Below are 24,389 nucleotides of genomic sequence, written 5' to 3'. Positions count from 1 at the left end.
CCTTTCGCACGTTCGACGCGGGCCATTCAGCGCGGGTTCGTGAGCGGCACATCTCGTAGGACAAGTGGTGCGGCGCGCGTGCTATGTTCCCTTGATGCCCAGCCTTGACGTCATCACTGAACGTTCAGATCCCGCCGTGCAGCGCATCATCGATGTCACGAAGCATTCAAGGTCCGTTGTCAAAACGGTGCTGATCGAGGACATCGAGCCCCTGCTGCAGAGCATCCGGGCCGGAGTGGAATTCATCGAGCTCTACGGGCTCGACACCGTGACCGTGCCGGGCGAGCTGCTCGACCTGTGCGCCCAGCGCGAGATCCCGGTCCGGCTGCTCGCGGCACCGGTGGCCAACCAGGTCTTCAAGACCGAGAAGAAGCCGAAGGTCTTCGGTCTCGCCCGGGTCCCGCGGCCCCACCGTCTCGCGGACCTCGCCGACCGGCCGGGCGACCTCGTCCTGCTCGACGGCGTCAAGATCGTCGGCAACATCGGCGCCATCGTGCGGACCGCTTTCGCGCTCGGCGCCTCGGGCATCGTCCTCGTGGACAGCGATCTCGGCACCATCGCCGACCGGCGGCTGATCAGGGCCAGCCGGGGATATGTCTTTTCCCTCCCGATCGTTCTCGTCTCACGGGAAGAAGCGCTCCAGTTCGTCAAGAACGGCGGAATGCGGCCCGTGGTCTTCGAGGCGGACGGGGATCTCACCGTCGGTGACCTCGGCGGCGTCGAGGAACGTGTCGTCCTCATGTTCGGCAGCGAGAAGACGGGCCCCTCCGGAGAGTTTTCCGGCATCGTCACGGAATCCGTGTCGATTCCGATGAACCCCGCCGCCGAGTCGCTCAACGTCTCCGTGTCGGCCGGAATCGCGCTGCACGGGCGGGCCCACCGGAATCTCGCCCCGCCGGCCACCGGTAAACGCTGAGCCGTCCTGACGCGAGCGTCGCCGGACGCGGAGCGGACGGCACGGCAGGGCCCCGGTACCTCGGAGCGGAGAGGTACCGGGGCCCTGCCGTTCGACGGGGCGTCCGGTCAGACGCCCGCCACCGACTGGATCCACGAGCGGTAGGCCGTGACGTTCGTGTACGCCGTCGTGGTCTGCCGGTCGCTGGTGGAGGCGACGCCCACCTGGATGCCGTTCGCCGTCATGGGGCCGCCGGAGTCGCCGCCGGCGGTGATGCCGTCGCCCCGGCGGGCGCAGATCGCCGAGCCGCCGTACGCGTCACCGCAGCCGCCGGTGACCGTCACGTTGGCCACCTTCAGGTAGCGGGACTGGCAGTTGGCCTCGGAGCCGCACCGGGAGGTCGCACCCCAGCCCCAGACCTGCACGTTCTGTCCCACGCGGACCGAACCCGGCTGGCCGAGGCGGGAGTAGGTGGCCTGCACCGAGCGGTCCAGCCGGACGAGGGCCAGGTCCGAACCGTGGGTGTAGGTCTGGACCCCGTTGGCCACCGTGCCGCCACTGTGCTGGTCCAGGCTGCCGATGCGGAACGACAGACCGCCGCCGGTGACGCAGTGCTTCGCGGTGAGGATCCAGGTGGGCGCGATGATCGTCGCCGAACAGGTCTCCCTGCCGTTGGAGAAGAGGCGCGCGGCCCACGGGGCGTTCTGCGCGTAGCCGCCGCCGATGATCTGGGTGGTCGGCGGCGGGGCGTCCCGCAGCGGGGGCTCGGGGGCGGCGGAGGCGGACGGTGCGAAGAGGGCGAGGACGCAGGCCGCCGCGGCGGCGGCAGCGGGCACGAGCCGGGATATACGCATGATTCCTCGTTTCGCGCGACACGCCTGGGTGGGCGTGTCCGTGGGGGATGGTGGGCAACAGGGTGCCGGAGCGCGACGAGGCCGGGGTACTAACGTTTGGCCATAACGCGGCCTTATGGGGCGGGAGTTGACGGAGACTCGGCGCTACGGCCGCCACACCCACGGCAGGGCGTCCGGCCCGAGCCCCACGACGACGGGCCGCCCGCCCGCCGCACCGAGGTGCAGGACGGCGCCGTCCAGGGCGACCGGCCCCCGGGACCGTACGGCGGTGCCCTCGGCGGTACGCACGTGGATGCGGCCCTCCGCGGACCGGCCGAGCAGGACCGGGCCGCTCGGTGAGGCGGCGGCGGACACCGGACCGTAGCCGCCGAACGCGGGCGCGGGGGCCGAGCCGGGCCGTACGACGGCGAGTCGCGCCCGCGCTTCCGGCCGGTAGTACAGCTCCACGGACCCGTCGGGCGCCGGGAGCGCGCCGGGCGCGTGCGCCGGCACGGGGGCGTCGGTGAGCTGGGTACGCGCGGTGACGTCCGTGTCCGGGGCGTCCTGGGTCCAGTGGTGCACGGCATGGTGCCCGGCCGCGTACACGTGGACGCGCCCCGCCGCGTCCACGACCGCGGTCGCTCCGTCCTGCACCTCGCCGCCGCCCATGTCGCGCCAGTCGCTCCAGCGTCCGGTGCCCGCGTCGCGCACCCGGGTGCTGAGCCCCTTCTCCGCGTTGCGGACGAAGAGGTGGACGCGGCCGTCCGGTGCGGCGACGGCCACCGGCGCCCCGATGCGGCGGCCGTGGTCGCGGCCGGCGGCGGGGTTGCCGAGACCCCGCCAGGCACGGAAGCCGCCGCCCGGGGAACGCTGTTCCAGGAGCACGATCTCGCGCTCGTTGTCCGCGCCGTGCCCGCCGAGCGCGGCGAACCGCAGCCCGAACAGCAACTGCCGTCCGTCCGCGGTCGTCGCGGAGCCCAGCACCGGGGCGAGCGGACCGCCGCCGAGATCGTCCGGAGCCTGTGCGATTCCGCTGCCCGGGGCGCTCTCCCTCCACCGCACGGCCCGCAGCCCCAGCACCCCGTACACGGTCAGCCGCCCGTCGGGGCCGGCGGCGACCACGGTCCGGGGCCCCGGGTAGCGGTGGTGGGTGGAGCGGACCCAGCCCTTCCGGTTGGTCAGGGGCCGGTCGCCGCCGACGTTGTAGTCACCGCACCCCGAGGGGTTGCCGCACTCCCAGTCGGGCGCGCCGCCGTACGGGACGAGGTGGGCGGCCTTCCGCTCCAGCACCGCGGGCGGCAGGTTCTTGGGCCAGTGCCGGTTGTAGTACCCGCGGAACGCCGCGACGACGAACGCGGGCACCGCCTCCCCGCGCCTCGTCGCCGCCGCTACCCAGCGGATCAGGGCGGCCCAGGCGAAGCACCCGGCCGCGGTGTGGTCGGCGTGGTCGGAGTAGCCGCGCTGCTCGCTGTCCCTGCGCCGTTCGTACTCGCTGCTGAACTGGAGGTCCGGGTCGGGGTCGAGGGTGTGCACGACGGTCGGCCGGTAGCTGTCCAGCAGCCCGACGAGGACGTCGATCAGGGACTCGTACGTATACGAACCGGCCCGCTCCAGCGGCGAGCCGTCCGCGACGACCGTACGCAGCACCAGCCGCCGGTCCCGCCAGAGACTGGGCAGCCCGAGACGGCCGCGCCCGGTGTGCATCGCGGTGTTGAGGAAGACCAGCTCCACCCGGCGCACCCCGTCGGCCAGCACGTTCAGTTCGGCCCGGTGGCCGCCGTCCAGCGTGAGCACGGACTTCTGCCAGGGGGTGAACCGGTCGAGTCCGAGCAGCTCGGCGTACGCCTGGCGCAGGCCCTGGTGCCGGGCGGAGGAGTACGCGGAACGGTCGGGCGCCGGGCGGGGGCCCCCGGGAATCCTGTTGCGGCCGTCGGCCTCGCCCGCGGTGAGATAGACGCAGACCACGGGGGTCCCGGCGTCGAGGGCCTCGCGGGTGTCCGGGTTCATGAAGTACAGGTCGTCGTCGGGGTGGGCCAGCACCTGCATGACCCGCGCCCGCCGGGTGCCGGCTATGGCGAGGCCGGGCGCGGGGTCGGGGGCCGGGTTCCGGCGGCGGGGAGCCGGGACCGAGCACCCGGCGAGCCCGGCCGTCGCGGCGGTGGTCCCGGCGGCGAGCAGGGCCGTACGCCGTGGCACGCCGGTCCGGGGCGCCCCGGTTTCCGGCAGGGCAGGTCGATTCGTCACGCCACGTGCTCCGTCCGCTTCCCCCGCAGCGGGCGAGCGGTCGCCCCGTCCTGCGTACTCCCCTGATGTCCGCGCGGGTCATCGGCCGACCGGGCCGCACCCGCGGGGGAGTAGACGGGGATCGGGGCGAGCGGGTTGCCCGGCCGATGGGCGGGATCGCGCACAGAGGGCGGTCCCGCCGGGAGGACGGGGGTGCGTACGGAGGGGCGGTCCCGCAGGGAGGGCGCCGGGGGCGAGCGGTTCCGCCGTGCGGGCGGCGGGCACGGAAGCGGGCGGGAGCGCACCGCCGGGGCCTGATCAGGGAAGCCGGGCCCGGAGCGGCGTCCGGGCCGCCCCCTGGGACGCGACCGGGCCCGGCACGCGTTCCGCGTGCCGGGCCCGGTCTGTCGGTCAGCCGCTGGTCAGTGACCCGCGGTCTTCTTCCTGCGGAGCATGAACACCGCTCCGGCGCCCAGGGCCACCAGGGCCACCGCGATGCCCGCGATCACCGGAGTGGCGCTGGAGCCACCGGTCTCCGCGAGGTCACCGCCGCCGGTCGTGCCGCCGGTCGTGGTGTCGCCGGTCGTGGCACCGGTCGTGCCGCCGTCCTCGCTCGGGCTCGGGCTGGAGGAGGGGGTCTCCCCGCCGCCACCGCTCGTGCTCGGGGCGGGCGTGCCCTGGGTCTCGCAGTCCAGGACACCCTGGAAGCGCTCCGAGAAGCCGTTGGGCCCGGTGACGGTGATGTCGTACGCCTCGTCCTCGCCGACCGGCACGGTCACGGTCTTGGACTCACCCGCGCCGACCGTGTGCTCGGCACCGGCCAGCTCGAAGGTGAAGGGGGTGTCGCCCTCGTTGGCGGCCGTGACGTCGACGCCGTTCTTGGCGCAGTTCTTCTCGGCGGTGACCGCGGGGATGGCGCCCTTCGTGGCCCAGTTCGCGGTCGCGTCCGCGGTGATCGTGGATTCGGTGGAGCCGGCCAGGATCTGGGTCTGGCTCTTGCTCGCGCTCGCGAACGCCCGGCCGACCGGGACCTGCGTGGTCGCCTTGGTCGTGAGCGAGGCCGTGCCGTCGGCCGCGCCCGCGGGAACGTCGAAGTACAGCTCGGTGCCGTTGACGGCCGACGTGACGGGCTTGCCGTCCTTGTCGGTCACCTTGACGCCGGCCGCCGAGGCGTCGGCGTTGGCGGCGACGGACACCTGGTTGGCGTCGGTGTGCACGGTCACCGGACCGAGCTTGCTGCCCGACTTGCCGGACACCACGTTCGGGTCCAGCGTCAGAGAGGTCTTCGGCTCCTGGAGGTTCTGGGCCTCGGCCTCCAGCCAGTCCGCGAGCTTCTCGGCCTGCTCGTTCTTGGCCTCGACCTTCGCGCCGTCCGAGATCCGCCAGATGGCGACCTGCGTGCCGGCGGCGGCCGTCTTGGCATCCAGCTCCCCGGCGCCCGCCTTCTGGGCGAGCGCCGTCAGGTCACTGGCCTGCGGGTAGGAGTTCTTGAGGATCCAGAGAATCTTGCCGGCGTCCTTGTTCGCGCCGAGCGACGTCTGGCCCCAGGGCGTTTCGAGGTACTTGGCCTTCTTCTGGGTCGGGTTGTGGATGTCGATGCAGTACGTCTGCAGTCGGCCACCGCCCTCGACGCTCAGTTCGAACAATCCCGCGGAGATGTCGGTGGTCTTGCCGTCACCGGTGTCGAGGCGGGCCGAGTCGAACGTCTTCAACCCGTCCAGAGTGGCGACCGCACCCCCCTGGTGATGGGTGTCGTCCTCGTCGGCCGAGGCGCTGCCGGCCCCGGCCAGGGAGCCCAGGGCCAGCAGACCGACCGCGGCCGCCGTTGCGGCTATCCGGCGACCGGCGGTTCCTCGCCCGGTCGCGACGGACGCTGAAAAAGGTGAAAACACAGAAGTCCCCTCCGGTGCGGCTCGTCCTTCGGGCGCGACGTGCGCGCCACACGAGGTACGTGGTGGGAGAGCCGCGAAAGCAGTCTCAAGTGCCCTGCGAGCACGGGCAGATCCTATGAAGCGGAAGATGTCCGATGTTCATCGTCGACATCATTTAAGCGTTCCGAATCAGAATCGTTATTGAGACCAAGCCGTGCCGGGGAGGCGGGAGGTGACGGCCCGTCGTGGGCCGGACCGTCCCCGAGAGGCGGACTGCCTGCCGAACGCCCCGCTCGTCGCGGGCAGTTGCGGTTTCGCGCGCCGTCCGACGAGCCCGGCGCACGCCCGGTGCGGGTGCGCCGGGCTCGAAGCGGAATCCCCGTCGGCCGCGGCCCGCCCCGCGCCGGGCGCCGGCGGGGAGGGGGGAGGGGAGGGGACCGGTCCGCGATCCGCCCGCCGACGGCGTCCTCCGCCGCCGGCGTGATCCGCGACGGATGTCCCGCCGCCACCGACGTAATCCGCGACGCCCGCGCCGACACGATCCGCCCCCGACGCCCAGCGGGTCCGTACCCCCAGGGGTACGCGCGCGCGAGGAGAGGGGTTCGCGTGGCCCTCGGCGCCGCCGGATGCGCGCCCGCGTTTGAGTCCGCGTCGGCGCGGGGTAGGATTTCCGACTCGATTGGCCAGGCCCGCGCCCCGTATGGCACACTGACCAGGTTGCTCGGTTGAGTGTCAATGCTGCGCGCCTCCCGCCGGGAGGACCGGAAGCGAGTCCCACAGTACTCGTCGGCCCTGTACGGGCCGGACGTACGGGAATCTTCCGGGAAGCAATGCAGGGCGCCGGCCAGGCACCCGGTGGGTGTTCCGCCCCCGGTTCCGCGGTCTCAGGGCCCGCGCCCCCTTGGTTGGGATCTTCTTCGGGAGATTTTCGTAGAGGGGATGCGACACGCCCGACCGCGTGGGTCGGAGGAGGAGTCCAGAGAACCCCTGGGTTCCAGAGCGTTACGAGAGACAGGACTACTAGTAGCCATGGCGGGACAGAAGATCCGCATCCGGCTCAAGGCCTACGACCACGAGGTCATCGACTCCTCGGCGAAGAAGATCGTCGAGACGGTGACCCGCACTGGTGCGTCGGTCGCGGGCCCGGTGCCGCTGCCCACTGAGAAGAACGTGTACTGCGTCATCAAGTCGCCGCACAAGTACAAGGACTCTCGCGAGCACTTCGAGATGCGCACGCACAAGCGCCTCATCGACATCCTCGACCCCACGCCGAAGACGGTTGACTCGCTGATGCGCCTCGACCTGCCGGCGGGCGTCGACATCGAGATCAAGCTCTGAGGGGACGGGCCGAGATGAGCAAGAACATCAAGGGCGTCCTGGGCGAGAAGCTCGGCATGACCCAGGTCTGGGACGAGAACAACCGGGTTGTCCCGGTGACCGTCGTCAAGGCCGGTCCGTGCGTCGTGACGCAGGTCCGTACGAACGACAGCGACGGCTACGAAGCGGTGCAGATCGCCTTCGGCGAGATCGACCCGCGCAAGGTGAACAAGCCCCTCAAGGGTCACTTCGCCAAGGCCGACGTCACCCCGCGCCGCCACCTGGTGGAGCTCCGCACCCCTGACGCCAGCGAGTACACGCTGGGCCAGGAGGTCACTGCCGAGGTGTTCGAGTCCGGCGTCAAGGTCGACGTCACGGGCAAGAGCAAGGGCAAGGGCTTCGCCGGTGTCATGAAGCGTCACAACTTCAAGGGCCTCGGCGCCGGGCACGGCACCCAGCGCAAGCACCGTTCCCCCGGTTCCATCGGTGGCTGCGCCACCCCTGGGCGTGTCTTCAAGGGCATGCGCATGGCGGGCCGCATGGGTAACGAGCGCGTCACCACCCAGAACCTGACCATCCACGCGGTTGACGCGGAGAAGGGTCTGCTCCTCATCAAGGGCGCGGTCCCCGGTCCGAACGGCGGCCTCGTCCTGGTCCGTACCGCGGCCAAGGGGGCTTGAGGTAATGAGCACCATTGACATCCTTTCGCCGGCAGGCGACAAGGCCGGTACCGTCGACCTCCCCGCGGAGATCTTCGACGCCAAGACCAGCGTTCCGCTGATCCACCAGGTCGTTGTCGCTCAGCTGGCGGCTGCCCGTCAGGGCACGCACAAGACCAAGCGCCGCGGTGAAGTCCGCGGTGGTGGCAAGAAGCCTTACCGCCAGAAGGGCACCGGCCGCGCCCGTCAGGGTTCGACCCGCGCCCCGCAGTTCGCCGGCGGTGGCGTCGTTCACGGCCCGCAGCCGCGTGACTACGCGCAGCGGACCCCGAAGAAGATGAAGGCCGCCGCCCTGCGCGGTGCCCTCTCGGACCGGGCCCGTCACTCCCGTATCCACGTCGTCACCGGCGTGGTCGAGGGTGCCGCCTCCACGAAGGCCGCCAAGACGCTGCTCGGCAAGATCTCGGAGCGCCAGAACCTGCTCCTGGTCGTCGACCGCGCCGACGAGGCCGCGTGGCTGTCCGCGCGCAACCTGCCCCAGGTGCACATCCTGGAGCCGGGCCAGCTCAACACGTACGACGTGATCGTCTCTGACGACGTGGTCTTCACCCAGGCCGCTTTCGAGTCCTTCGTGTCTGGCCCCCAGACCGCTGAGACCGAAGGGAGCGACGCCTGATGAGCGAGGCGACCGTTACCAGCAAGACGTACTCGGACCCGCGTGACGTTCTCGTCAAGCCCGTGGTCTCCGAGAAGAGCTACGCGCTGCTCGACGAGAACAAGTACACGTTCATCGTCGCGCCCGGCTCCAACAAGACCCAGATCAAGCAGGCCGTGGAAGCGGTCTTCTCGGTCAAGGTCACCGGGGTCAACACGATCAACCGGCAGGGTAAGCGCAAGCGCACCAAGACCGGCTTCGGCAAGCGCTCCGACACGAAGCGCGCCATCGTGACCCTCGCCGAGGGCGACCGTATCGACATCTTCGGCGGCCCGACCTCTTAAGTGAGGTCGAGTCGTCCGGAATCGGACGAGGACTGAGAAATGGGTATCCGCAAGTACAAGCCGACGACCCCGGGCCGTCGTGGCTCCAGCGTCGCCGACTTTGTCGAGATCACGCGGTCCACGCCGGAGAAGTCGCTGGTCCGCCCTCTGCACAGCAAGGGCGGCCGTAACAACGCCGGTCGTGTGACCGTTCGCCACCAGGGTGGTGGCCACAAGCGCGCCTACCGCGTGATCGACTTCCGTCGTCACGACAAGGACGGCGTGCCGGCCAAGGTCGCGCACATCGAGTACGACCCGAACCGCACCGCGCGCATCGCGCTGCTGCACTACGCGGACGGCGAGAAGCGTTACATCGTCGCTCCCCGTGGTCTGGCGCAGGGCGACCGCGTCGAGAACGGTCCGGGCGCCGACATCAAGCCGGGCAACAACCTGGCGCTGCGCAACATCCCGGTCGGTACGACCATCCACGCCATCGAGCTGCGGCCCGGCGGCGGCGCGAAGTTCGCCCGTTCCGCGGGTGCCTCCGTGCAGCTGCTGGCGAAGGAGGGCACCATGGCCCACCTTCGTATGCCGTCGGGTGAGATCCGCCTGGTCGACGCGCGCTGCCGCGCGACGATCGGCGAGGTCGGCAACGCCGAGCAGTCGAACATCAACTGGGGCAAGGCCGGCCGTATGCGCTGGAAGGGCGTGCGCCCGACCGTCCGCGGTGTCGCGATGAACCCGGTTGACCACCCGCACGGTGGTGGTGAAGGCAAGACCTCCGGTGGTCGTCACCCGGTCTCGCCGTGGGGTCAGAAGGAGGGTCGTACTCGTTCTCCCAAGAAGGCGAGCAACAAGTACATCGTCCGCCGCCGCAAGACGAACAAGAAGCGCTAGGAGCGGGTTTAGATGCCGCGCAGTCTCAAGAAGGGGCCCTTCGTCGACGGCCACCTCATCAAGAAGGTGGACGTACAGAACGACGCGGGGACCAAGAACGTCATCAAGACCTGGTCCCGTCGCTCGATGATCGTCCCGGCCATGCTGGGTCACACCATCGCGGTGCACAACGGCAAGATCCACGTCCCGGTGTTCGTCACCGAGTCGATGGTCGGCCACAAGCTCGGCGAGTTCTCGCCGACTCGCACCTTCCGCGGCCACGTCAAGGACGACCGGAAGTCGAAGCGCCGCTAGCGCGGGGTGGAAACGACTATGACTTACACCGAAGGGACAACCATGGAAGCCAGGGCCCAGGCGCGGTACATCCGCGTCACGCCCATGAAGGCCCGCCGAGTGGTGGACCTCATCCGTGGCATGGATGCCACGGAGGCTCAGGCGGTCCTGCGTTTCGCCCCGCAGGCCGCGAGCGTGCCGGTTGGCAAGGTGCTGGACAGCGCCATTGCCAACGCTGCACACAACTACGACCACACCGACGCCTCTTCGCTGGTCATCAGCGAGGCGTACGTGGACGAGGGTCCGACCCTGAAGCGGTTCCGTCCGCGTGCTCAGGGCCGGGCCTACCGGATCCGTAAGCGGACCAGCCACATCACCGTGGTCGTCAGCAGCAAGGAAGGAACCCGGTAATGGGCCAGAAGGTAAACCCGCACGGGTTCCGGCTCGGCATCACCACGGACTTCAAGTCCCGCTGGTACGCCGACAAGCTGTACAAGGACTACGTCAAGGAAGACGTCGCCATTCGTCGCATGATGACGAAGGGCATGGAGCGGGCCGGCATCTCGAAGGTCGAGATCGAGCGCACCCGCGACCGCGTCCGCGTTGACATCCACACCGCCCGCCCGGGCATCGTCATCGGTCGCCGCGGCGCCGAGGCCGATCGCATCCGCGGCGAGCTGGAGAAGCTGACCGGCAAGCAGGTCCAGCTGAACATCCTCGAGGTCAAGAACCCCGAGGTGGACGCTCAGCTGGTGGCCCAGGCCGTCGCCGAGCAGCTCTCCTCCCGCGTCTCCTTCCGTCGTGCCATGCGCAAGAGCATGCAGAGCTCGATGAAGGCCGGCGCCAAGGGCATCAAGATCCAGTGCGGCGGTCGCCTCGGCGGCGCCGAGATGTCCCGCTCGGAGTTCTACCGCGAGGGCCGCGTGCCCCTGCACACCCTCCGGGCCAACGTCGACTACGGCTTCTTCGAGGCCAAGACGACCTTCGGCCGCATCGGCGTGAAGGTCTGGATCTACAAGGGCGACGTCAAGAACATCGCCGAGGTTCGCGCCGAGAACGCCGCGGCCCGCGCCGGCAACCGTCCGGCTCGTGGCGGCGCTGACCGCCCGGCCGGCCGCGGTGGCCGTGGTGGCGAGCGTGGCGGTCGCGGCCGTAAGCCGCAGCAGTCGCCGGCAGCCGAGGCCCCCAAGGCCGACGCTCCCGCCGCCGCTGCTCCGGCTGCTGAGAGCACCGGAACGGAGGCCTGACCGAAATGCTGATCCCCCGTAGGGTCAAGCACCGCAAGCAGCACCACCCGAAGCGCAGCGGTATGTCCAAGGGTGGCACGCAGGTTGCGTTCGGCGAGTACGGCATCCAGGCGCTGACCCCGGCGTACGTGACGAACCGTCAGATCGAGTCCGCTCGTATCGCGATGACCCGTCACATCAAGCGTGGCGGCAAGGTCTGGATCAACATCTACCCGGACCGTCCCCTGACGAAGAAGCCCGCCGAGACCCGCATGGGTTCCGGTAAGGGTTCTCCCGAGTGGTGGATCGCGAACGTCAAGCCGGGTCGGGTGATGTTCGAGCTGTCCTACCCGAACGAGAAGATTGCTCGTGAGGCGCTCACCCGCGCTGCTCACAAGCTTCCGATGAAGTGCCGGATCGTTCGGCGCGAGGCAGGTGAGTCGTGATGTCGGCCGGTACCAAGGCGTCCGAGCTGCGCGAGCTGGGCGACGAGGAGCTCCTCAACAAGCTCCGCGAAGCCAAGGAAGAGCTGTTCAACCTCCGCTTCCAGGCGGCGACGGGCCAGCTCGAGAACCACGGCCGGCTCAAGTCCGTCCGTAAGGACATCGCCCGGATCTACACCCTGATGCGTGAGCGCGAGCTGGGCATCGAGACGGTGGAGAGCGCCTGATGAGCGAGAAGACTGTGACTGAGACGACTGACAACAAGAGCGGCTCCGCCGTGGGCGACCGCGGTTTCCGCAAGACCCGTGAGGGTCTGGTCGTCAGCGACAAGATGGACAAGACCGTCGTCGTCGCTGTCGAGGACCGCGTCAAGCACGCGCTGTACGGCAAGGTCATCCGCCGTACGAACAAGCTCAAGGCCCACGACGAGCAGAACGCTGCGGGCGTCGGCGACCGCGTCATCATCATGGAGACGCGTCCGCTGTCCGCCTCGAAGCGCTGGCGCATCGTCGAGATCCTCGAGAAGGCCAAGTAATTCCTGAGGGATTTTCCCCTCAGGTCAGTTCCGCCAGGCTCGGTGGGGTGCCTCCCCGGTAACGGAGAGGCACCCGCCGGGAACCGGCAGACGATCAGGAGATAGACGTGATCCAGCAGGAGTCGCGACTGCGCGTCGCCGACAACACGGGTGCGAAGGAAATTCTCACCATTCGTGTTCTCGGTGGCTCGGGTCGCCGCTACGCGGGTATCGGTGACGTCATCGTCGCCACCGTCAAGGACGCGATCCCCGGTGGCAACGTGAAGAAGGGTGACGTCGTCAAGGCCGTCATCGTTCGCACCGTCAAGGAGCGTCGTCGTCAGGATGGCTCGTACATCCGCTTCGACGAGAACGCCGCCGTCATTCTGAAGAACGACGGCGACCCCCGCGGCACCCGCATCTTCGGCCCGGTGGGCCGGGAGCTGCGCGAGAAGAAGTTCATGAAGATCATCTCGCTCGCGCCGGAGGTGCTGTAAGCATGAAGATCAAGAAGGGCGACCTGGTTCAGGTCATCACCGGTAAGGACAAGGGCAAGCAGGGCAAGGTCATCGTGGCCTACCCCGCTCAGGACCGCGTCCTCGTCGAGGGTGTCAACCGGGTCAAGAAGCACACCAAGGCCGGTCAGACGGCTCGCGGTTCGCAGACGGGTGGCATTGTGACCACCGAGGCCCCGATCCACATCAGCAACGTTCAGCTGGTCGTGGAGAAGGACGGCAACAAGGTTGTCACCCGCGTCGGCTACCGCTTTGACGACGAGGGCAACAAGATCCGCGTTGCCAAGCGGACCGGTGAGGACATCTGATGACTGCCACCACTGCGCCGCGTCTCAAGACGCGCTACCGCGAGGAAATCGCCGGCAAGCTGCGTGAGGAGTTCTCGTACGAGAACGTCATGCAGGTTCCCGGTCTGGTCAAGATCGTGGTCAACATGGGTGTGGGCGACGCCGCCCGCGACTCCAAGCTGATCGACGGTGCCGTCAAGGACCTCACCACGATCACGGGCCAGAAGCCGGCCGTCACGAAGGCCCGCAAGTCCATCGCGCAGTTCAAGCTGCGCGAGGGCCAGCCGATCGGCTGCCACGTCACCCTTCGTGGTGACCGGATGTGGGAGTTCCTGGACCGTACGCTGTCGCTCGCGCTTCCGCGTATCCGTGACTTCCGTGGCCTGTCGCCGAAGCAGTTCGACGGCCGTGGCAACTACACCTTCGGTCTCACGGAGCAGGTCATGTTCCACGAGATCGACCAGGACAAGATCGACCGGGTCCGGGGCATGGACATCACCGTGGTCACCACGGCGACCAACGACGACGAGGGTCGTGCCCTCCTTCGTCACCTCGGCTTCCCGTTCAAGGAGAACTGACCGTGGCGAAGAAGGCTCTGATCGCTAAGGCCGCCCGTAAGCCGAAGTTCGGCGTGCGCGGGTACACCCGCTGCCAGCGCTGCGGCCGGCCCCACTCCGTCTACCGCAAGTTCGGCCTGTGCCGCGTGTGCCTTCGTGAGATGGCTCACCGTGGCGAGCTGCCGGGCGTGACCAAGAGCTCCTGGTAACTCCCCTCTGCCCTCGGGCACAGGGAAGTTCCGGAGACTCTCGGTAAGCATCTGGGTCGGCAGGAGCCCGTCCTTTCATGCCGTAGGCTTGAAGGGTTGGGCGCCTGCCGCCCAAGACCGACTTACTACGCCGTAGGTCCCCGCGCCGCACCCGTCCCGCCACTGAGTGGGGAGAGGGATGGCGCATACAGGAAACCCCGGCGAGAGAGGCCGAAGGCCAACTCATGACCATGACTGATCCCATCGCAGACATGCTCACGCGTCTGCGTAACGCGAACTCGGCATATCACGACGATGTCTCGATGCCGCACAGCAAGATCAAGTCGCACATCGCGGAGATCCTCCAGCAGGAGGGCTTCATCACCGGCTGGAAGGTCGAGGACGCCGAGGTCGGCAAGAACCTCGTCCTCGAGCTGAAGTTCGGCCCGAACCGCGAGCGCTCGATCGCCGGCATCAAGCGCATCTCGAAGCCGGGTCTGCGTGTATACGCAAAGTCCACCAACCTGCCGAAGGTCCTCGGCGGTCTGGGCGTGGCGATCATCTCCACGTCCCACGGCCTCCTGACCGGTCAGCAGGCAGGCAAGAAGGGCGTAGGTGGGGAAGTCCTCGCCTACGTCTGGTAGTCGGGAAAGGAAGGAAAGCTCATGTCGCGAATCGGCAAGCTCCCCATCCAGGTTCCCGCCGGTGTGGACGTCACCATCGATGGCCGTACGGTCGCCGTGAAGGGCCCCAAGGGTTCCCTCACGCACACCGTTGCCGCGCCGATCGAGGTCTCCAAGGGTGAGGACGGCGTGCTCAACGTCTCCCGCCCGAACGACGAGCGTCAGAACAAGGCCCTCCACGGCCTGTCCCGCACGCTGGTGGCGAACATGATCACCGGCGTGACCACGGGTTACACCAAGGCGCTCGAGATCAGCGGTGTCGGTTACCGCGTCCAGGCGAAGGGCTCCAACCTGGAGTTCGCCCTGGGCTACAGCCACCCGATCCTCATCGAGGCTCCGGAAGGCATCTCCTTCAAGGTCGAGTCGCCCACGAAGCTCAGCGTCGAGGGCATCGACAAGCAGAAGGTCGGCGAGGTAGCCGCCAACATCCGCAAGCTGCGGAAGCCCGACCCGTACAAGGCCAAGGGCGTCAAGTACGCGGGCGAGGTCATCCGCCGCAAGGTCGGAAAGGCTGGTAAGTAGCCATGGCATACGGTGTGAAGATCGCCAAGGGCGACGCATACAAGCGTGCCGCCCTCAAGCGCCGCCACATCCGCGTCCGCAAGCACATCTCCGGTTCGCCGGAGCGTCCTCGCTTGGTCGTGACGCGTTCCAACCGCCACATCGTGGCCCAGGTCATCGACGACATCGCGGGCCACACGCTCGCGTCGGCGTCGACCCTGGACACCTCGATCCGTGGTGGCGAGGGTGACAAGAGCGCCCAGGCCCAGCAGGTCGGCGCCCTGGTCGCCGAGCGTGCCAAGGCCGCAGGCGTCGAGGCCGTCGTGTTTGACCGCGGTGGTAACCAGTACGCCGGGCGGATTGCCGCTCTGGCTGACGCCGCCCGTGAAGCCGGACTGAAGTTCTAAGCCCCGGTTCCTACGCACAGCGGACGTAACAGAGAGAGGTAAATCCAATGGCTGGACCCCAGCGCCGCGGAAGCGGTGCCGGTGGCGGCGAGCGGCGGGACCGGAAGGGCCGTGACGGTGGCGCTGCCGCCGAGAAGACCGCGTACGTCGAGCGTGTCGTCGCGATCAACCGCGTCGCCAAGGTTGTGAAGGGTGGTCGTCGCTTCAGCTTCACCGCGCTGGTCGTGGTGGGCGATGGTGACGGCACCGTCGGTGTCGGATACGGCAAGGCCAAGGAAGTTCCCGCGGCCATCGCCAAGGGTGTCGAAGAGGCCAAGAAGAACTTCTTCAAGGTCCCGCGCATCCAGGGCACCATCCCTCACCCGATCACGGGCGAGAAGGCTGCGGGCGTCGTCCTGCTCAAGCCGGCTTCCCCCGGTACCGGTGTTATCGCCGGTGGCCCGGTGCGTGCCGTGCTCGAGTGCGCCGGCGTTCACGACATCCTGTCGAAGTCGCTTGGCTCGTCCAACGCGATCAACATCGTGCACGCGACCGTGGCGGCCCTCCAGGGCCTGCAGCGTCCCGAGGAGATCGCGGCCCGCCGCGGTCTGCCCCTCGAGGACGTCGCCCCCGCGGCTCTGCTTCGTGCACGTGCGGGAGCGGGTGCGTAATGGCTCGCCTCAAGATCACGCAGACGAAGTCGTACATCGGCAGCAAGCAGAACCACCGCGACACCCTGCGTTCGCTCGGGCTCAAGCGCCTGAACGACTCGGTTGTCAAGGAGGACCGCCCCGAGTTCCGCGGAATGGTTCACACCGTCCGCCACCTCGTGACGGTTGAGGAGGTTGACTGACATGGCGGAGAACAGCCCGCTGAAGGCCCACAACCTCCGGCCTGCCCCGGGCGCCAAGACCGCCAAGACCCGTGTGGGTCGTGGTGAGGCGTCCAAGGGTAAGACCGCAGGCCGTGGTACCAAGGGTACGAAGGCTCGTTACCAGGTTCCGGAGCGCTTCGAGGGTGGCCAGATGCCCCTCCACATGCGTCTCCCGAAGCTCAAGGGCTTCAAGAACCCGTTCCGCACGGAGTACCAGGTCGTGAACCTGGACAAGCTCGCGACGCTCTACCCCGAGGGTGGAGAGGTCACGGTGGCCGACCTGGTCGCCAAGGGCGCTGTGCGCAACAACCACCTCGTCAAGGTCCTCGGACAGGGCGAGATCTCCGTGGCGCTGCAGGTTTCGGTTGACGCCGTCTCCGGCTCCGCCAAGGAGAAGATCACCGCCGCCGGCGGTACGGTCACCGAGCTCGTCTGAGCCGCGGGACAGAACTGAGCCTGGCCGGCCGTCTCCTCGGAGGCGGCCGGCCAGGCTTTTCTGTGTTTGTGCCGCTGTACGGGAACCGTAAAGGCTCGGGAAAGGTTGAACGGGTGTCCACCGCACCGGCGGTGGGGGAACTGAGGGCCCTTCACGTCCCAAATGGTGTGGCTTGGCCGGTCTTTCACGGCGCGAGCCGGGAGGCGGGTGGTGCACCGGTGTGCGGCGCGTGTTTCCCGCTCAGTCCCCGGCCGGGTAGGGTGGCGCCGTTAATCTTTTGTGGCCTCCTTACGATGTAGGGCTGCCTTGTATCCGATCCCATCCAGTCCCATCCAGACCCGTCGCCTCTGACGCATAGCGCGGGGGTCGCAGGAGGCACCGTGTTCACCGCGTTCGCCCGAGCGTTCAAGACGCCCGACCTGCGCAAGAAGCTGCTCTTCACGCTCGGCATCATCGTGATCTACCGGCTCGGGGCGCATGTCCCGGCCCCCGGCGTCGACTACGCGAAGGTGCAGCAGTGCATCGACCAGGCCGACTCGGGTGGCCTCCTCGGTCTGATGCAGATGTTCAGCGGTGGCGCCCTGTTGCAGATCACCATCTTCGCGCTCGGCATCATGCCGTACATCACGGCGAGCATCATTCTCCAGCTGCTGACCGTCGTGATCCCGCGCCTGGAAGCCCTGAAGAAGGAGGGGCAGTCCGGCACGGCCAAGATCACGCAGTACACGCGTTATCTGACGGTCGCGCTCGCCATCCTCCAGGGCACCGGCCTCGTCGCGACCGCCCGGAGCGGTTCGCTCTTCCAGAACTGCTCCGTGGGCAGTCAGATCGTCCCGGACAAGTCGGTCTTCACCACGATCATCATGGTCCTCACGATGACGGCGGGTACGGCCGCCGTCATGTGGCTCGGTGAGCTGATCACCGACCGCGGCATCGGCAACGGCATGTCGATCCTCATGTTCATCTCGATCGCCGCCACGTTCCCCGGCGCCCTGTGGGCCATCAAGGAGAGCGGCAAGCTGGCCGACGGCTGGATCGAGTTCGGCACCGTCATCCTCATCGGCTTCGTGATGGTCGGCCTCGTCGTCTTCGTCGAGCAGGCCCAGCGCCGCATTCCGGTGCAGTACGCGAAGCGCATGATCGGGCGCCGGTCCTACGGCGGTACGTCCACGTACATCCCGCTGAAGGTGAACCAGGCGGGTGTGATTCCGGTCATCTTCGCCTCGTCGCTGCTCTACATCCCGGCGCTGATCGTCCAGTTCTCCGGCTCGAACGCGGGCTGGGCGACCTGGATCCAGGACTACTTCGTGGACGGTACGCACCCGTACTACATCGCGACGTACTTCGTCCTGATCGTGTTCTTCGCCTTCTTCTACGTGGCCATTTCGTTCAACCCCGACGAAGTCGCCGACAACATGAAGAAGTATGGTGGCTTCATCCCGGGTATCCGGGCAGGCCGACCTACTGCCGAGTACCTGAGCTACGTGCTCAACAGGATCACTTGGCCGGGCTCGCTGTATCTGGGCCTGATCGCTCTGGTGCCGACGATGGCGTTGGCAGGCTTCGGCGGTGCTAACCAGAACTTCCCGTTCGGCGGGACGAGCATCCTCATCATCGTGGGTGTGGGTCTGGAAACCGTGAAGCAGATCGAGAGTCAGCTCCAGCAGCGCAATTACGAAGGGTTCCTCCGCTGATGCGAATCGTCCTCGTCGGGCCTCCGGGTGCCGGCAAGGGAACGCAGGCTGCGTACCTTGCCCAAAACCTGTCGATTCCGCACATCTCCACGGGCGACCTCTTCCGCGCCAACATGAGCCAGGGCACCGACCTTGGCAAGCAGGCCCGCGCCTACATCGACGCGGGACAGCTGGTGCCGGACGAAGTCACCATCGGGATGGCCAAGGACCGCATGGCCCAGTCGGACGCCGTGGGCGGCTTCCTGCTGGACGGCTTCCCGCGGAATGTGGGCCAGGCCGAAGCCCTTGACGTGATGCTCAAGGACGAGGGCGTGAAGCTTGACGCGGTCCTCGATCTGGAGGTCCCCGAGGAAGAGGTCGTGAAGCGGATCGCGGGTCGCCGCGTCTGCCGTCTGGACAGCGCCCACGTCTTCCACGTGACGTACAGCCCGCCGAAGGCCGAGGGCGTCTGCGACGTCTGCGGCGGCGAGCTGTACCAGCGGCACGACGACAGTGAGGACACGGTCCGCACGCGGCTGGAGGTCTACCACACGCAGACCGAGCCGATCATCGACTACTACCGGGCCCAGGGCCTGGTGGTGACCATCTCCGCACTGGGTGAGGTGGCTGACGTGACCGCCCGCGCCATGGAGGCGCTGAAGTCCTCCGACAAGGGCTGAGCGTCGCCCCGTACCACTTCGTTGTGCAAGCCGGCCGCGGCGCCTCTGGGCGCCGCGGCCGACTGCTTGCGCCCGTATCGTTGAACACGCCGAGCCGTACCCGCCACCGTCGATGCAGAGAGGCGCCGAGCAATGGTGCAGATCAAGACCCCCGAGCAGATCGCGAAGATGCGCGAGGCGGGCCTGGTGGTCGCAGCCATGCACGCCGCCACCCGTGAGGCCGCCGTGCCCGGCGCCACCACGCGGGACCTGGACCAGGTCGCCCGCAAGGTGATCGCCGACCACGGCGCGAAGTCGAACTTCCTCGGGTACGGCGGCTTCCCCGCGACCATCTGCACCTCGGTCAACGAGGTCGTCGTCCACGGCATCCCGGACGAGAAGACGGTCCTCAAGGACGGCGACATCATCTCGATCGACGCCGGCGCGATCATCGACGGCTGGCACGGCGACGCCGCGTACACGGCCTTCGTGGGCACCGGTCACGCTCCGGAGCTGGTCGAGCTGTCCCGGGTGACCGAGGAGTCGATGTGGGCCGGGATCGCCGCGATGAAGGTGAACAACCGCCTCGTCGACATCTCCCGGGCGATCGAGTCCTACATCCGCCGCCAGCCCCGCCCGGCGACCGGGAAGTACGGGATCATCGAGGACTTCGGCGGCCACGGCATCGGCACCGAGATGCACATGGACCCGCACCTGCTGAACTACGTCTCCCGTAAGCGCGGCAAGGGCATCAAGCTGGTCCCGGGCGTCTGCCTGGCGATCGAGCCCATGGTCTCCCTCGGCACGGCACGGACGGAGACCCTGAGCGACGACTGGACGGTCATCACGACGGACGGCACCTGGTCCTCGCACTGGGAGCACTCCATCGCGCTGACGGAGCAGGGACCGCTGGTCCTGACCGCCCCGGACTGCGGCAGGGCGAAGCTCGCGGAGTACGGCGTGGAAGCGGCTCCCGACCCTCTCGGGTGATGGGACCCCTCGGGGAGGTCTAAGGATCACCCCGGCTGGGCAAACTTGACGGATTCGTCTTTTGGAGTCCGCTGACGTAGACTGACTCGTCGGCTCTCGTGCATCAGTGTGCCCGCATATCAGCACACCGAAAAGCAAGAGAGCCGATCAAGGTAGCCGATTCGAAAGGCGAAGCGTGGCCAAGAAGCAAGGTGCCATCGAGATTGAGGGCACCGTGATCGAGTCCCTCCCGAACGCAATGTTCAAGGTGGAGCTCCAGAACGGTCACAAGGTCCTGGCGCACATCAGCGGCAAGATGCGGATGCACTACATCCGCATCCTCCCGGATGACAGGGTCGTGGTGGAGCTCTCTCCGTACGACCTGACGCGTGGCCGGATCGTCTACCGCTACAAGTAGATCTTGCCCGCACCCCGTTTCGGCGGGTGATGGCACTGACCCGGAGAACCTGACATCCCATGAAGGTCAAGCCGAGCGTCAAGAAGATCTGCGACAAGTGCAAGGTGATCCGCCGTCACGGTCGGATCATGGTCATCTGCGACAACCTGCGCCACAAGCAGCGCCAGGGCTGACGCACGACCGCCTGCATCTCGCAGTTCTTCGCGCGACGCACGTAATACGTACATACGCAGAGCCCGTCCAAGCCACGGCTGACGACACCTCCGGCGGGGGCCGGGGACCCGGACGTACCACTGCTCCACGGGAGCGGTCGGCGGCCGGGAGTGGCACTGCGGAAGACCCCCGATCTAACAACTGGAGCCATTGAATGGCACGCGTTTCAGGTGTTGACATCCCGCGCGAAAAGCGCGTGGAGGTTGCCCTCACCTACGTCTTCGGTATCGGGCGCACCCGGTCCAAGGAGATCCTCGCCAGCACCGGCGTGAACCCGGACACCCGCGTTCGCGACCTTGCCGAGGAAGACCTCGTCAAGATCCGCGAGCACGTGGACGCCAACCTCCGCACCGAGGGTGACCTCCGCCGCGAGGTCCAGGCCAACATCCGCCGCAAGGTCGAGATCGGCTGCTACCAGGGCATCCGGCACCGTCGTGGTCTGCCGGTCCACGGTCAGCGCACCAGCACGAACGCGCGTACCCGCAAGGGCCCGCGTCGCGCCATCGCCGGTAAGAAGAAGCCGGGCAAGAAGTAGTCCTCAGCGGACGCACTGCGGGCCTCCGGTTCTCCGGCCCCCGCAGCAACCAGCGGTCTTCGCTGTAGGACCGATCACCTCCCCTCTCCATCTGGAGTCAAGACATGCCCCCCAAGGGTCGTCAGGGCGCAGCCAAGAAGGTGCGTCGCAAGGAAAAGAAGAACGTCGCTCACGGGCACGCGCACATCAAGAGCACGTTCAACAACACCATCGTCTCGATCACGGACCCCTCGGGCAACGTGATCTCCTGGGCCTCCGCCGGCCACGTCGGCTTCAAGGGCTCGCGCAAGTCCACCCCCTTCGCCGCGCAGATGGCCGCCGAGTCGGCCGCCCGCCGCGCGCAGGAGCACGGCATGCGCAAGGTCGACGTCTTCGTCAAGGGTCCCGGCTCCGGCCGTGAGACCGCGATCCGCTCCCTCCAGGCCACGGGCCTCGAGGTCGGTTCGATCCAGGACGTCACCCCGACGCCGCACAACGGCTGCCGTCCGCCGAAGCGTCGTCGCGTCTGACCCGTCACGGCCGGTGACGGCCGTGCGTCAGTAGCGCCGGGTCCGGGCGGTACGCCTCTTACGGGGCGTACCGCCCGTACCCTTGTTACATCTGTCGGGCATCAAATAGTGGGTGCCCACGACTGAAGGATCACCGCATGCTTATCGCTCAGCGTCCGTCGCTGACCGAAGAGGTCGTCGACGAGTTCCGCTCCCGGTTCGTGATCGAGCCGCTGGAGCCGGGCTTCGGTTACACCCTCGGCAACAGCCTCCGCCGTACCCTCCTCTCCTCGATCCCCGGTGCCGCTGTCACCAGCATCCGGATCGACGGAGTCCTGCACGAGTTCACCACCGTGCCGGGCGTCAAGGAGGACGTGACCGACCTCATCCTCAACATCAAGCAGCTGGTCGTCTCCTCGGAGCACGACGAGCCCGTCGTGATGTACCTGCGCAAGCAGGGCCCCGGCCTGGTCACCGCCGCCGACATCGCGCCCCCGGCCGGTGTCGAGGTGCACAACCCCGACCTCGTTCTCGCCACGCTCAACGGCAAGGGCAAGCTGGAGATGGAGCTGACCGTCGAGCGCGGTCGCGGCTACGTCTCCGCCGTCCAGAACAAGCAGGTCGGCCAGGAGATCGGCCGCATCCCGGTCGACTCCATCTACTCGCCGGTGCTCAAGGTCACGTACAAGGTCGAGGCGACCCGTGTCGAGCAGCGCACCGACTTCGACAAGCTGATCGTCGACGTCGAGACCAAGCAGGCCATGCGTCCCCGTGACGCCATGGCGTCGGCCGGCAAGACCCTGGTCGAGCTGTTCGGTCTGGCGCGCGAGCTCAACATCGACGCCGAGGGCATCGACATGGGCCCGTCCCCGACGGACGCCGCGCTCGCCGCCGATCTCGCCCTGCCGATCGAGGAGCTGGAGCTCACCGTTCGGTCGTACAACTGCCTCAAGCGCGAGGGCATCCACTCCGTGGGTGAGCTCGTGGCCCGTTCCGAGGCGGACCTGCTCGACATCCGCAACTTCGGCGCGAAGTCGATCGACGAGGTCAAGGCCAAGCTGGCCGGTATGGGCCTCGCGCTCAAGGACTCGCCTCCCGGCTTCGACCCGACCGCCGCCGCCGACGCCTTCGGCGCCGACGACGATGCGGACGCCGGTTTCGTGGAGACCGAGCAGTACTGATCGCCTCCGGCGGGGGGTGCCCGGTTTTGAGGGCGCCCCCGGGCCGGGGCTGAGGCTTTGTCCTCAATCGCCGGACGGGCTGCAACACCGAGCCCGAACGGCAGCTACGACTTCCGGGAGGCGTCCGCCTCGCGGGAACTGACACCGGTACCTGATACGGCCGGTGCAGCACACAAGGAGAATCACCATGCCGCGTCCCGCAAAGGGTGCCCGTCTGGGCGGCAGCGCCGCGCACGAGCGTCTGCTCCTCGCCAACCTGGCGAAGTCGCTGTTCGAGCACGGCCGCATCACGACGACCGAGGCCAAGGCCCGTCGCCTGCGTCCGGTCGCCGAGCGCCTCGTCACCAAGGCGAAGAAGGGCGACATCCACAACCGTCGCCTGGTGCTCCAGACGATCACGGACAAGAGCATCGTCCACACGCTCTTCACCGAGATCGCTCCCCGGTACGAGAACCGCCCCGGTGGTTACACCCGTATCACCAAGATCGGCAACCGTCGCGGCGACAACGCCCCGATGGCGGTCATCGAGCTGGTCGAGGCGCTGACCGTGGCCCAGCAGGCCACCGGTGAGGCCGAGGCCGCGACGAAGCGTGCGGTCAAGGAAGACGCCCTCAAGAAGGACGAGGCCCCCGCGGCCGAGTCCGTCGAGGACGCCAAGCCGGCCGACGACGCGGAGTCCAAGGACGCCTGAGCGTCCTGACGACCACGGGACGGGCCCGCATCACCCTTCGGGGCGGTGCGGGCCCGTTCTGCTGAGCAGGAGCAGGGAGAGGATGGCTCGGTGAGTGACGAGGCACAGCCCGGTTACGTACGGGTGCGGCTGGACCTGTCCTACGACGGCAAGGACTTCTCGGGCTGGGCGAAGCAGACCAGCCGGCGCACGGTGCAGGGGGAGATCGAGGACGCGCTGCGGACCGTGACCCGCTCCGCCGTGAGTTACGACCTGACGGTGGCGGGGCGGACGGACGCCGGGGTGCACGCGCGCGGCCAGGTGGCCCACGTGGACCTGCCGGAGGCGGTGTGGGCCGAGCACGAGGAGAAGCTGCTGCGACGGCTGGCGGGGCGGCTGCCGCTGGACGTCCGGATCTGGCGGGCGGCGCCCGCCCCGGCCGGGTTCAACGCCCGGTTCTCCGCGCTGTGGCGGCGGTACGCGTACCGCGTCGGGGACCGGCCCGGCGGCGTCGATCCGCTGACCCGGGGTCATGTGCTCTGGCACGACCGGCCGTTGGACGTGGACGCGATGAACGAGGCGGCCGCGCTGATGGTGGGGGAGCACGACTTCGCGGCGTACTGCAAGAAGCGCGAGGGCGCGACGACCATCCGTACGCTCCAGAAGTTCGGCTGGCTGCGGGACGCGGACTCCGGGGTCCTCACGGCGACCGTCCAGGCGGACGCGTTCTGCCACAACATGGTGCGGGCGCTGATCGGGGCGGCGCTGTTCGTCGGCGACGGGCGGCGGCCGGCCGGCTGGCCCGCGGAGGTGCTCGCCGCGCAGGTGCGCGACCCCGGGGTGCACGTGGTGCGCCCGCACGGGCTGACGCTGGAGGAAGTGGCCTACCCGGCGGACGCGTTGCTGGCGGCCCGTGCCGAAGAGGCCAGGAACATACGGACGTTGCCGGGGGCGGGCTGCTGCTGAGCGGGAGTCCCCCGGGCACGGCCCCGGGGGCTCGTGCCGCGCTCGTGCCCGTGCCCGGCGG

The 24,389-nt window shown here is 68.3% G+C and carries 35 protein-coding genes; 32 read left to right on the top strand and 3 right to left on the bottom strand.

The window, feature by feature from the left end:
- Positions 1–94 precede the first annotated feature (94 nt).
- On the top strand, positions 95–916 hold the full coding sequence (gene nshR / locus ACIQMU_RS04910; RefSeq protein ID WP_352240231.1) for an NshR/TsnR family 23S rRNA methyltransferase: 822 nt from the start codon (positions 95–97) through the stop codon (positions 914–916).
- Between the two features lie 107 nt (positions 917–1,023).
- Here nshR and ACIQMU_RS04905 read toward each other — a convergent pair whose 3' ends face one another.
- The 3 genes from ACIQMU_RS04905 to ACIQMU_RS04895 all read right to left on the bottom strand — a co-directional run bounded on the left by ACIQMU_RS04905 (position 1,024) and on the right by ACIQMU_RS04895 (position 5,843).
- Positions 1,024–1,749, bottom strand: coding sequence for a trypsin-like serine protease (locus ACIQMU_RS04905; protein ID WP_352240232.1), 726 nt, complete (start codon positions 1,747–1,749; stop codon positions 1,024–1,026).
- A 144-nt stretch (positions 1,750–1,893) separates the two neighbouring features.
- Positions 1,894–3,924 (bottom strand): PIG-L family deacetylase, encoded by a 2,031-nt coding sequence (locus ACIQMU_RS04900; protein WP_402688252.1) that lies wholly within the window; start codon positions 3,922–3,924, stop codon positions 1,894–1,896.
- Positions 3,925–4,373: 449 nt separating this feature from the next.
- Entirely contained in the window at positions 4,374–5,843 is a 1,470-nt protein-coding gene (locus ACIQMU_RS04895; RefSeq protein ID WP_402688208.1) for an LAETG motif-containing sortase-dependent surface protein, read from the bottom strand.
- 1,008 nt (positions 5,844–6,851) lie between these two features.
- Between ACIQMU_RS04895 and rpsJ the strand changes: the two genes are divergently transcribed.
- From rpsJ to truA, 31 genes are all read left to right on the top strand, one after another.
- Complete coding sequence (gene rpsJ, locus ACIQMU_RS04890; RefSeq protein ID WP_003948644.1) at positions 6,852–7,160, top strand: 30S ribosomal protein S10; 309 nt, start codon at positions 6,852–6,854, stop codon at positions 7,158–7,160.
- Between the two features lie 14 nt (positions 7,161–7,174).
- Positions 7,175–7,819 (top strand): 50S ribosomal protein L3, encoded by a 645-nt coding sequence (gene rplC, locus ACIQMU_RS04885; protein ID WP_003966960.1) that lies wholly within the window; start codon positions 7,175–7,177, stop codon positions 7,817–7,819.
- A gap of 4 nt (positions 7,820–7,823) precedes the next feature.
- Positions 7,824–8,474 carry a 50S ribosomal protein L4 gene (rplD, locus tag ACIQMU_RS04880; RefSeq protein ID WP_030561902.1) on the top strand — a complete coding sequence of 217 codons (651 nt, stop codon included), beginning with the start codon at positions 7,824–7,826 and terminating at the stop codon, positions 8,472–8,474.
- Positions 8,474–8,797, top strand: coding sequence for a 50S ribosomal protein L23 (gene rplW, locus ACIQMU_RS04875; RefSeq protein ID WP_007446738.1), 324 nt, complete (start codon positions 8,474–8,476; stop codon positions 8,795–8,797). The genes rplD and rplW overlap by 1 nt, the downstream gene beginning before the upstream one ends.
- A 39-nt stretch (positions 8,798–8,836) precedes the next feature.
- Entirely contained in the window at positions 8,837–9,673 is an 837-nt protein-coding gene (gene rplB, locus ACIQMU_RS04870; RefSeq protein WP_097866722.1) for a 50S ribosomal protein L2, read from the top strand.
- A 12-nt stretch (positions 9,674–9,685) separates the two neighbouring features.
- Positions 9,686–9,967 carry a 30S ribosomal protein S19 gene (rpsS, locus tag ACIQMU_RS04865; protein ID WP_103509564.1) on the top strand — a complete coding sequence of 94 codons (282 nt, stop codon included), beginning with the start codon at positions 9,686–9,688 and terminating at the stop codon, positions 9,965–9,967.
- 42 nt (positions 9,968–10,009) lie between these two features.
- On the top strand, positions 10,010–10,357 hold the full coding sequence (gene rplV, locus ACIQMU_RS04860) for a 50S ribosomal protein L22 (protein ID WP_004571827.1): 348 nt from the start codon (positions 10,010–10,012) through the stop codon (positions 10,355–10,357).
- Entirely contained in the window at positions 10,357–11,193 is an 837-nt protein-coding gene (gene rpsC, locus ACIQMU_RS04855) for a 30S ribosomal protein S3 (protein ID WP_007446736.1), read from the top strand. The genes rplV and rpsC overlap by 1 nt, the downstream gene beginning before the upstream one ends.
- A 5-nt stretch (positions 11,194–11,198) precedes the next feature.
- The gene (rplP, locus tag ACIQMU_RS04850; RefSeq protein WP_003966953.1) at positions 11,199–11,618 is read left to right on the top strand and encodes a 50S ribosomal protein L16; all 420 of its coding nucleotides are present in this window, start codon (positions 11,199–11,201) and stop codon (positions 11,616–11,618) included.
- Positions 11,618–11,842, top strand: coding sequence for a 50S ribosomal protein L29 (rpmC, locus tag ACIQMU_RS04845; RefSeq protein WP_003966952.1), 225 nt, complete (start codon positions 11,618–11,620; stop codon positions 11,840–11,842). Before rplP ends, rpmC begins: the two co-directional genes overlap by 1 nt.
- Positions 11,842–12,150, top strand: a complete 309-nt coding sequence (gene rpsQ, locus ACIQMU_RS04840) for a 30S ribosomal protein S17 (RefSeq protein WP_352240234.1) — start codon at positions 11,842–11,844, stop codon at positions 12,148–12,150. Before rpmC ends, rpsQ begins: the two co-directional genes overlap by 1 nt.
- A 107-nt stretch (positions 12,151–12,257) precedes the next feature.
- Positions 12,258–12,626, top strand: coding sequence for a 50S ribosomal protein L14 (rplN, locus tag ACIQMU_RS04835; protein WP_003966950.1), 369 nt, complete (start codon positions 12,258–12,260; stop codon positions 12,624–12,626).
- A gap of 2 nt (positions 12,627–12,628) precedes the next feature.
- The gene (rplX, locus tag ACIQMU_RS04830) at positions 12,629–12,952 is read left to right on the top strand and encodes a 50S ribosomal protein L24 (RefSeq protein WP_007446729.1); all 324 of its coding nucleotides are present in this window, start codon (positions 12,629–12,631) and stop codon (positions 12,950–12,952) included.
- Entirely contained in the window at positions 12,952–13,509 is a 558-nt protein-coding gene (gene rplE, locus ACIQMU_RS04825) for a 50S ribosomal protein L5 (protein WP_003966948.1), read from the top strand. The genes rplX and rplE overlap by 1 nt, the downstream gene beginning before the upstream one ends.
- Before the next feature lie 2 nt (positions 13,510–13,511).
- Positions 13,512–13,697: a type Z 30S ribosomal protein S14 gene (locus tag ACIQMU_RS04820; protein ID WP_003948630.1), complete on the top strand. Its 186-nt coding sequence runs from the start codon at positions 13,512–13,514 to the stop codon at positions 13,695–13,697.
- A 224-nt stretch (positions 13,698–13,921) separates the two neighbouring features.
- A complete protein-coding gene (gene rpsH, locus ACIQMU_RS04815) occupies positions 13,922–14,320 on the top strand; it encodes a 30S ribosomal protein S8 (protein ID WP_007446728.1) in 399 nt (132 codons plus the stop codon).
- Positions 14,321–14,341: 21 nt separating this feature from the next.
- The gene (rplF, locus tag ACIQMU_RS04810) at positions 14,342–14,881 is read left to right on the top strand and encodes a 50S ribosomal protein L6 (protein WP_352240235.1); all 540 of its coding nucleotides are present in this window, start codon (positions 14,342–14,344) and stop codon (positions 14,879–14,881) included.
- Between the two features lie 2 nt (positions 14,882–14,883).
- Positions 14,884–15,267 (top strand): 50S ribosomal protein L18, encoded by a 384-nt coding sequence (gene rplR / locus ACIQMU_RS04805; RefSeq protein WP_015610732.1) that lies wholly within the window; start codon positions 14,884–14,886, stop codon positions 15,265–15,267.
- 47 nt (positions 15,268–15,314) lie between these two features.
- Entirely contained in the window at positions 15,315–15,917 is a 603-nt protein-coding gene (gene rpsE, locus ACIQMU_RS04800; protein ID WP_030084329.1) for a 30S ribosomal protein S5, read from the top strand.
- Positions 15,917–16,099 (top strand): 50S ribosomal protein L30, encoded by a 183-nt coding sequence (rpmD, locus tag ACIQMU_RS04795; RefSeq protein WP_003966943.1) that lies wholly within the window; start codon positions 15,917–15,919, stop codon positions 16,097–16,099. Before rpsE ends, rpmD begins: the two co-directional genes overlap by 1 nt.
- A gap of 1 nt (position 16,100) precedes the next feature.
- On the top strand, positions 16,101–16,556 hold the full coding sequence (rplO, locus tag ACIQMU_RS04790; RefSeq protein WP_003966942.1) for a 50S ribosomal protein L15: 456 nt from the start codon (positions 16,101–16,103) through the stop codon (positions 16,554–16,556).
- Between the two features lie 380 nt (positions 16,557–16,936).
- On the top strand, positions 16,937–18,250 hold the full coding sequence (gene secY, locus ACIQMU_RS04785; RefSeq protein ID WP_352240237.1) for a preprotein translocase subunit SecY: 1,314 nt from the start codon (positions 16,937–16,939) through the stop codon (positions 18,248–18,250).
- Entirely contained in the window at positions 18,250–18,909 is a 660-nt protein-coding gene (locus ACIQMU_RS04780) for an adenylate kinase (RefSeq protein ID WP_352240238.1), read from the top strand. Before secY ends, ACIQMU_RS04780 begins: the two co-directional genes overlap by 1 nt.
- Before the next feature lie 132 nt (positions 18,910–19,041).
- Positions 19,042–19,878, top strand: a complete 837-nt coding sequence (gene map, locus ACIQMU_RS04775; RefSeq protein ID WP_352240239.1) for a type I methionyl aminopeptidase — start codon at positions 19,042–19,044, stop codon at positions 19,876–19,878.
- Between the two features lie 175 nt (positions 19,879–20,053).
- Positions 20,054–20,275 (top strand): translation initiation factor IF-1, encoded by a 222-nt coding sequence (infA, locus tag ACIQMU_RS04770; RefSeq protein ID WP_003956442.1) that lies wholly within the window; start codon positions 20,054–20,056, stop codon positions 20,273–20,275.
- A 59-nt stretch (positions 20,276–20,334) separates the two neighbouring features.
- Positions 20,335–20,448: a 50S ribosomal protein L36 gene (gene rpmJ, locus ACIQMU_RS04765; protein ID WP_352240240.1), complete on the top strand. Its 114-nt coding sequence runs from the start codon at positions 20,335–20,337 to the stop codon at positions 20,446–20,448.
- Between the two features lie 194 nt (positions 20,449–20,642).
- The gene (gene rpsM / locus ACIQMU_RS04760) at positions 20,643–21,023 is read left to right on the top strand and encodes a 30S ribosomal protein S13 (RefSeq protein ID WP_352240241.1); all 381 of its coding nucleotides are present in this window, start codon (positions 20,643–20,645) and stop codon (positions 21,021–21,023) included.
- Between the two features lie 104 nt (positions 21,024–21,127).
- A complete protein-coding gene (rpsK, locus tag ACIQMU_RS04755) occupies positions 21,128–21,532 on the top strand; it encodes a 30S ribosomal protein S11 (protein WP_003956432.1) in 405 nt (134 codons plus the stop codon).
- A 137-nt stretch (positions 21,533–21,669) separates the two neighbouring features.
- Positions 21,670–22,692, top strand: a complete 1,023-nt coding sequence (locus tag ACIQMU_RS04750; protein ID WP_003966937.1) for a DNA-directed RNA polymerase subunit alpha — start codon at positions 21,670–21,672, stop codon at positions 22,690–22,692.
- A 187-nt stretch (positions 22,693–22,879) separates the two neighbouring features.
- On the top strand, positions 22,880–23,383 hold the full coding sequence (rplQ, locus tag ACIQMU_RS04745) for a 50S ribosomal protein L17 (protein WP_018960210.1): 504 nt from the start codon (positions 22,880–22,882) through the stop codon (positions 23,381–23,383).
- Positions 23,384–23,473: 90 nt separating this feature from the next.
- On the top strand, positions 23,474–24,328 hold the full coding sequence (truA, locus tag ACIQMU_RS04740) for a tRNA pseudouridine(38-40) synthase TruA (RefSeq protein ID WP_402688207.1): 855 nt from the start codon (positions 23,474–23,476) through the stop codon (positions 24,326–24,328).
- The last annotated feature ends 61 nt before the right edge of the window (positions 24,329–24,389 follow it).

The organism is Streptomyces sp. NPDC091649, from assembly GCF_044756785.1.
Classification (GTDB): Bacteria; Actinomycetota; Actinomycetes; order Streptomycetales; family Streptomycetaceae; genus Streptomyces.
This window is presented reverse-complemented; position numbering and strand designations above follow the sequence as displayed.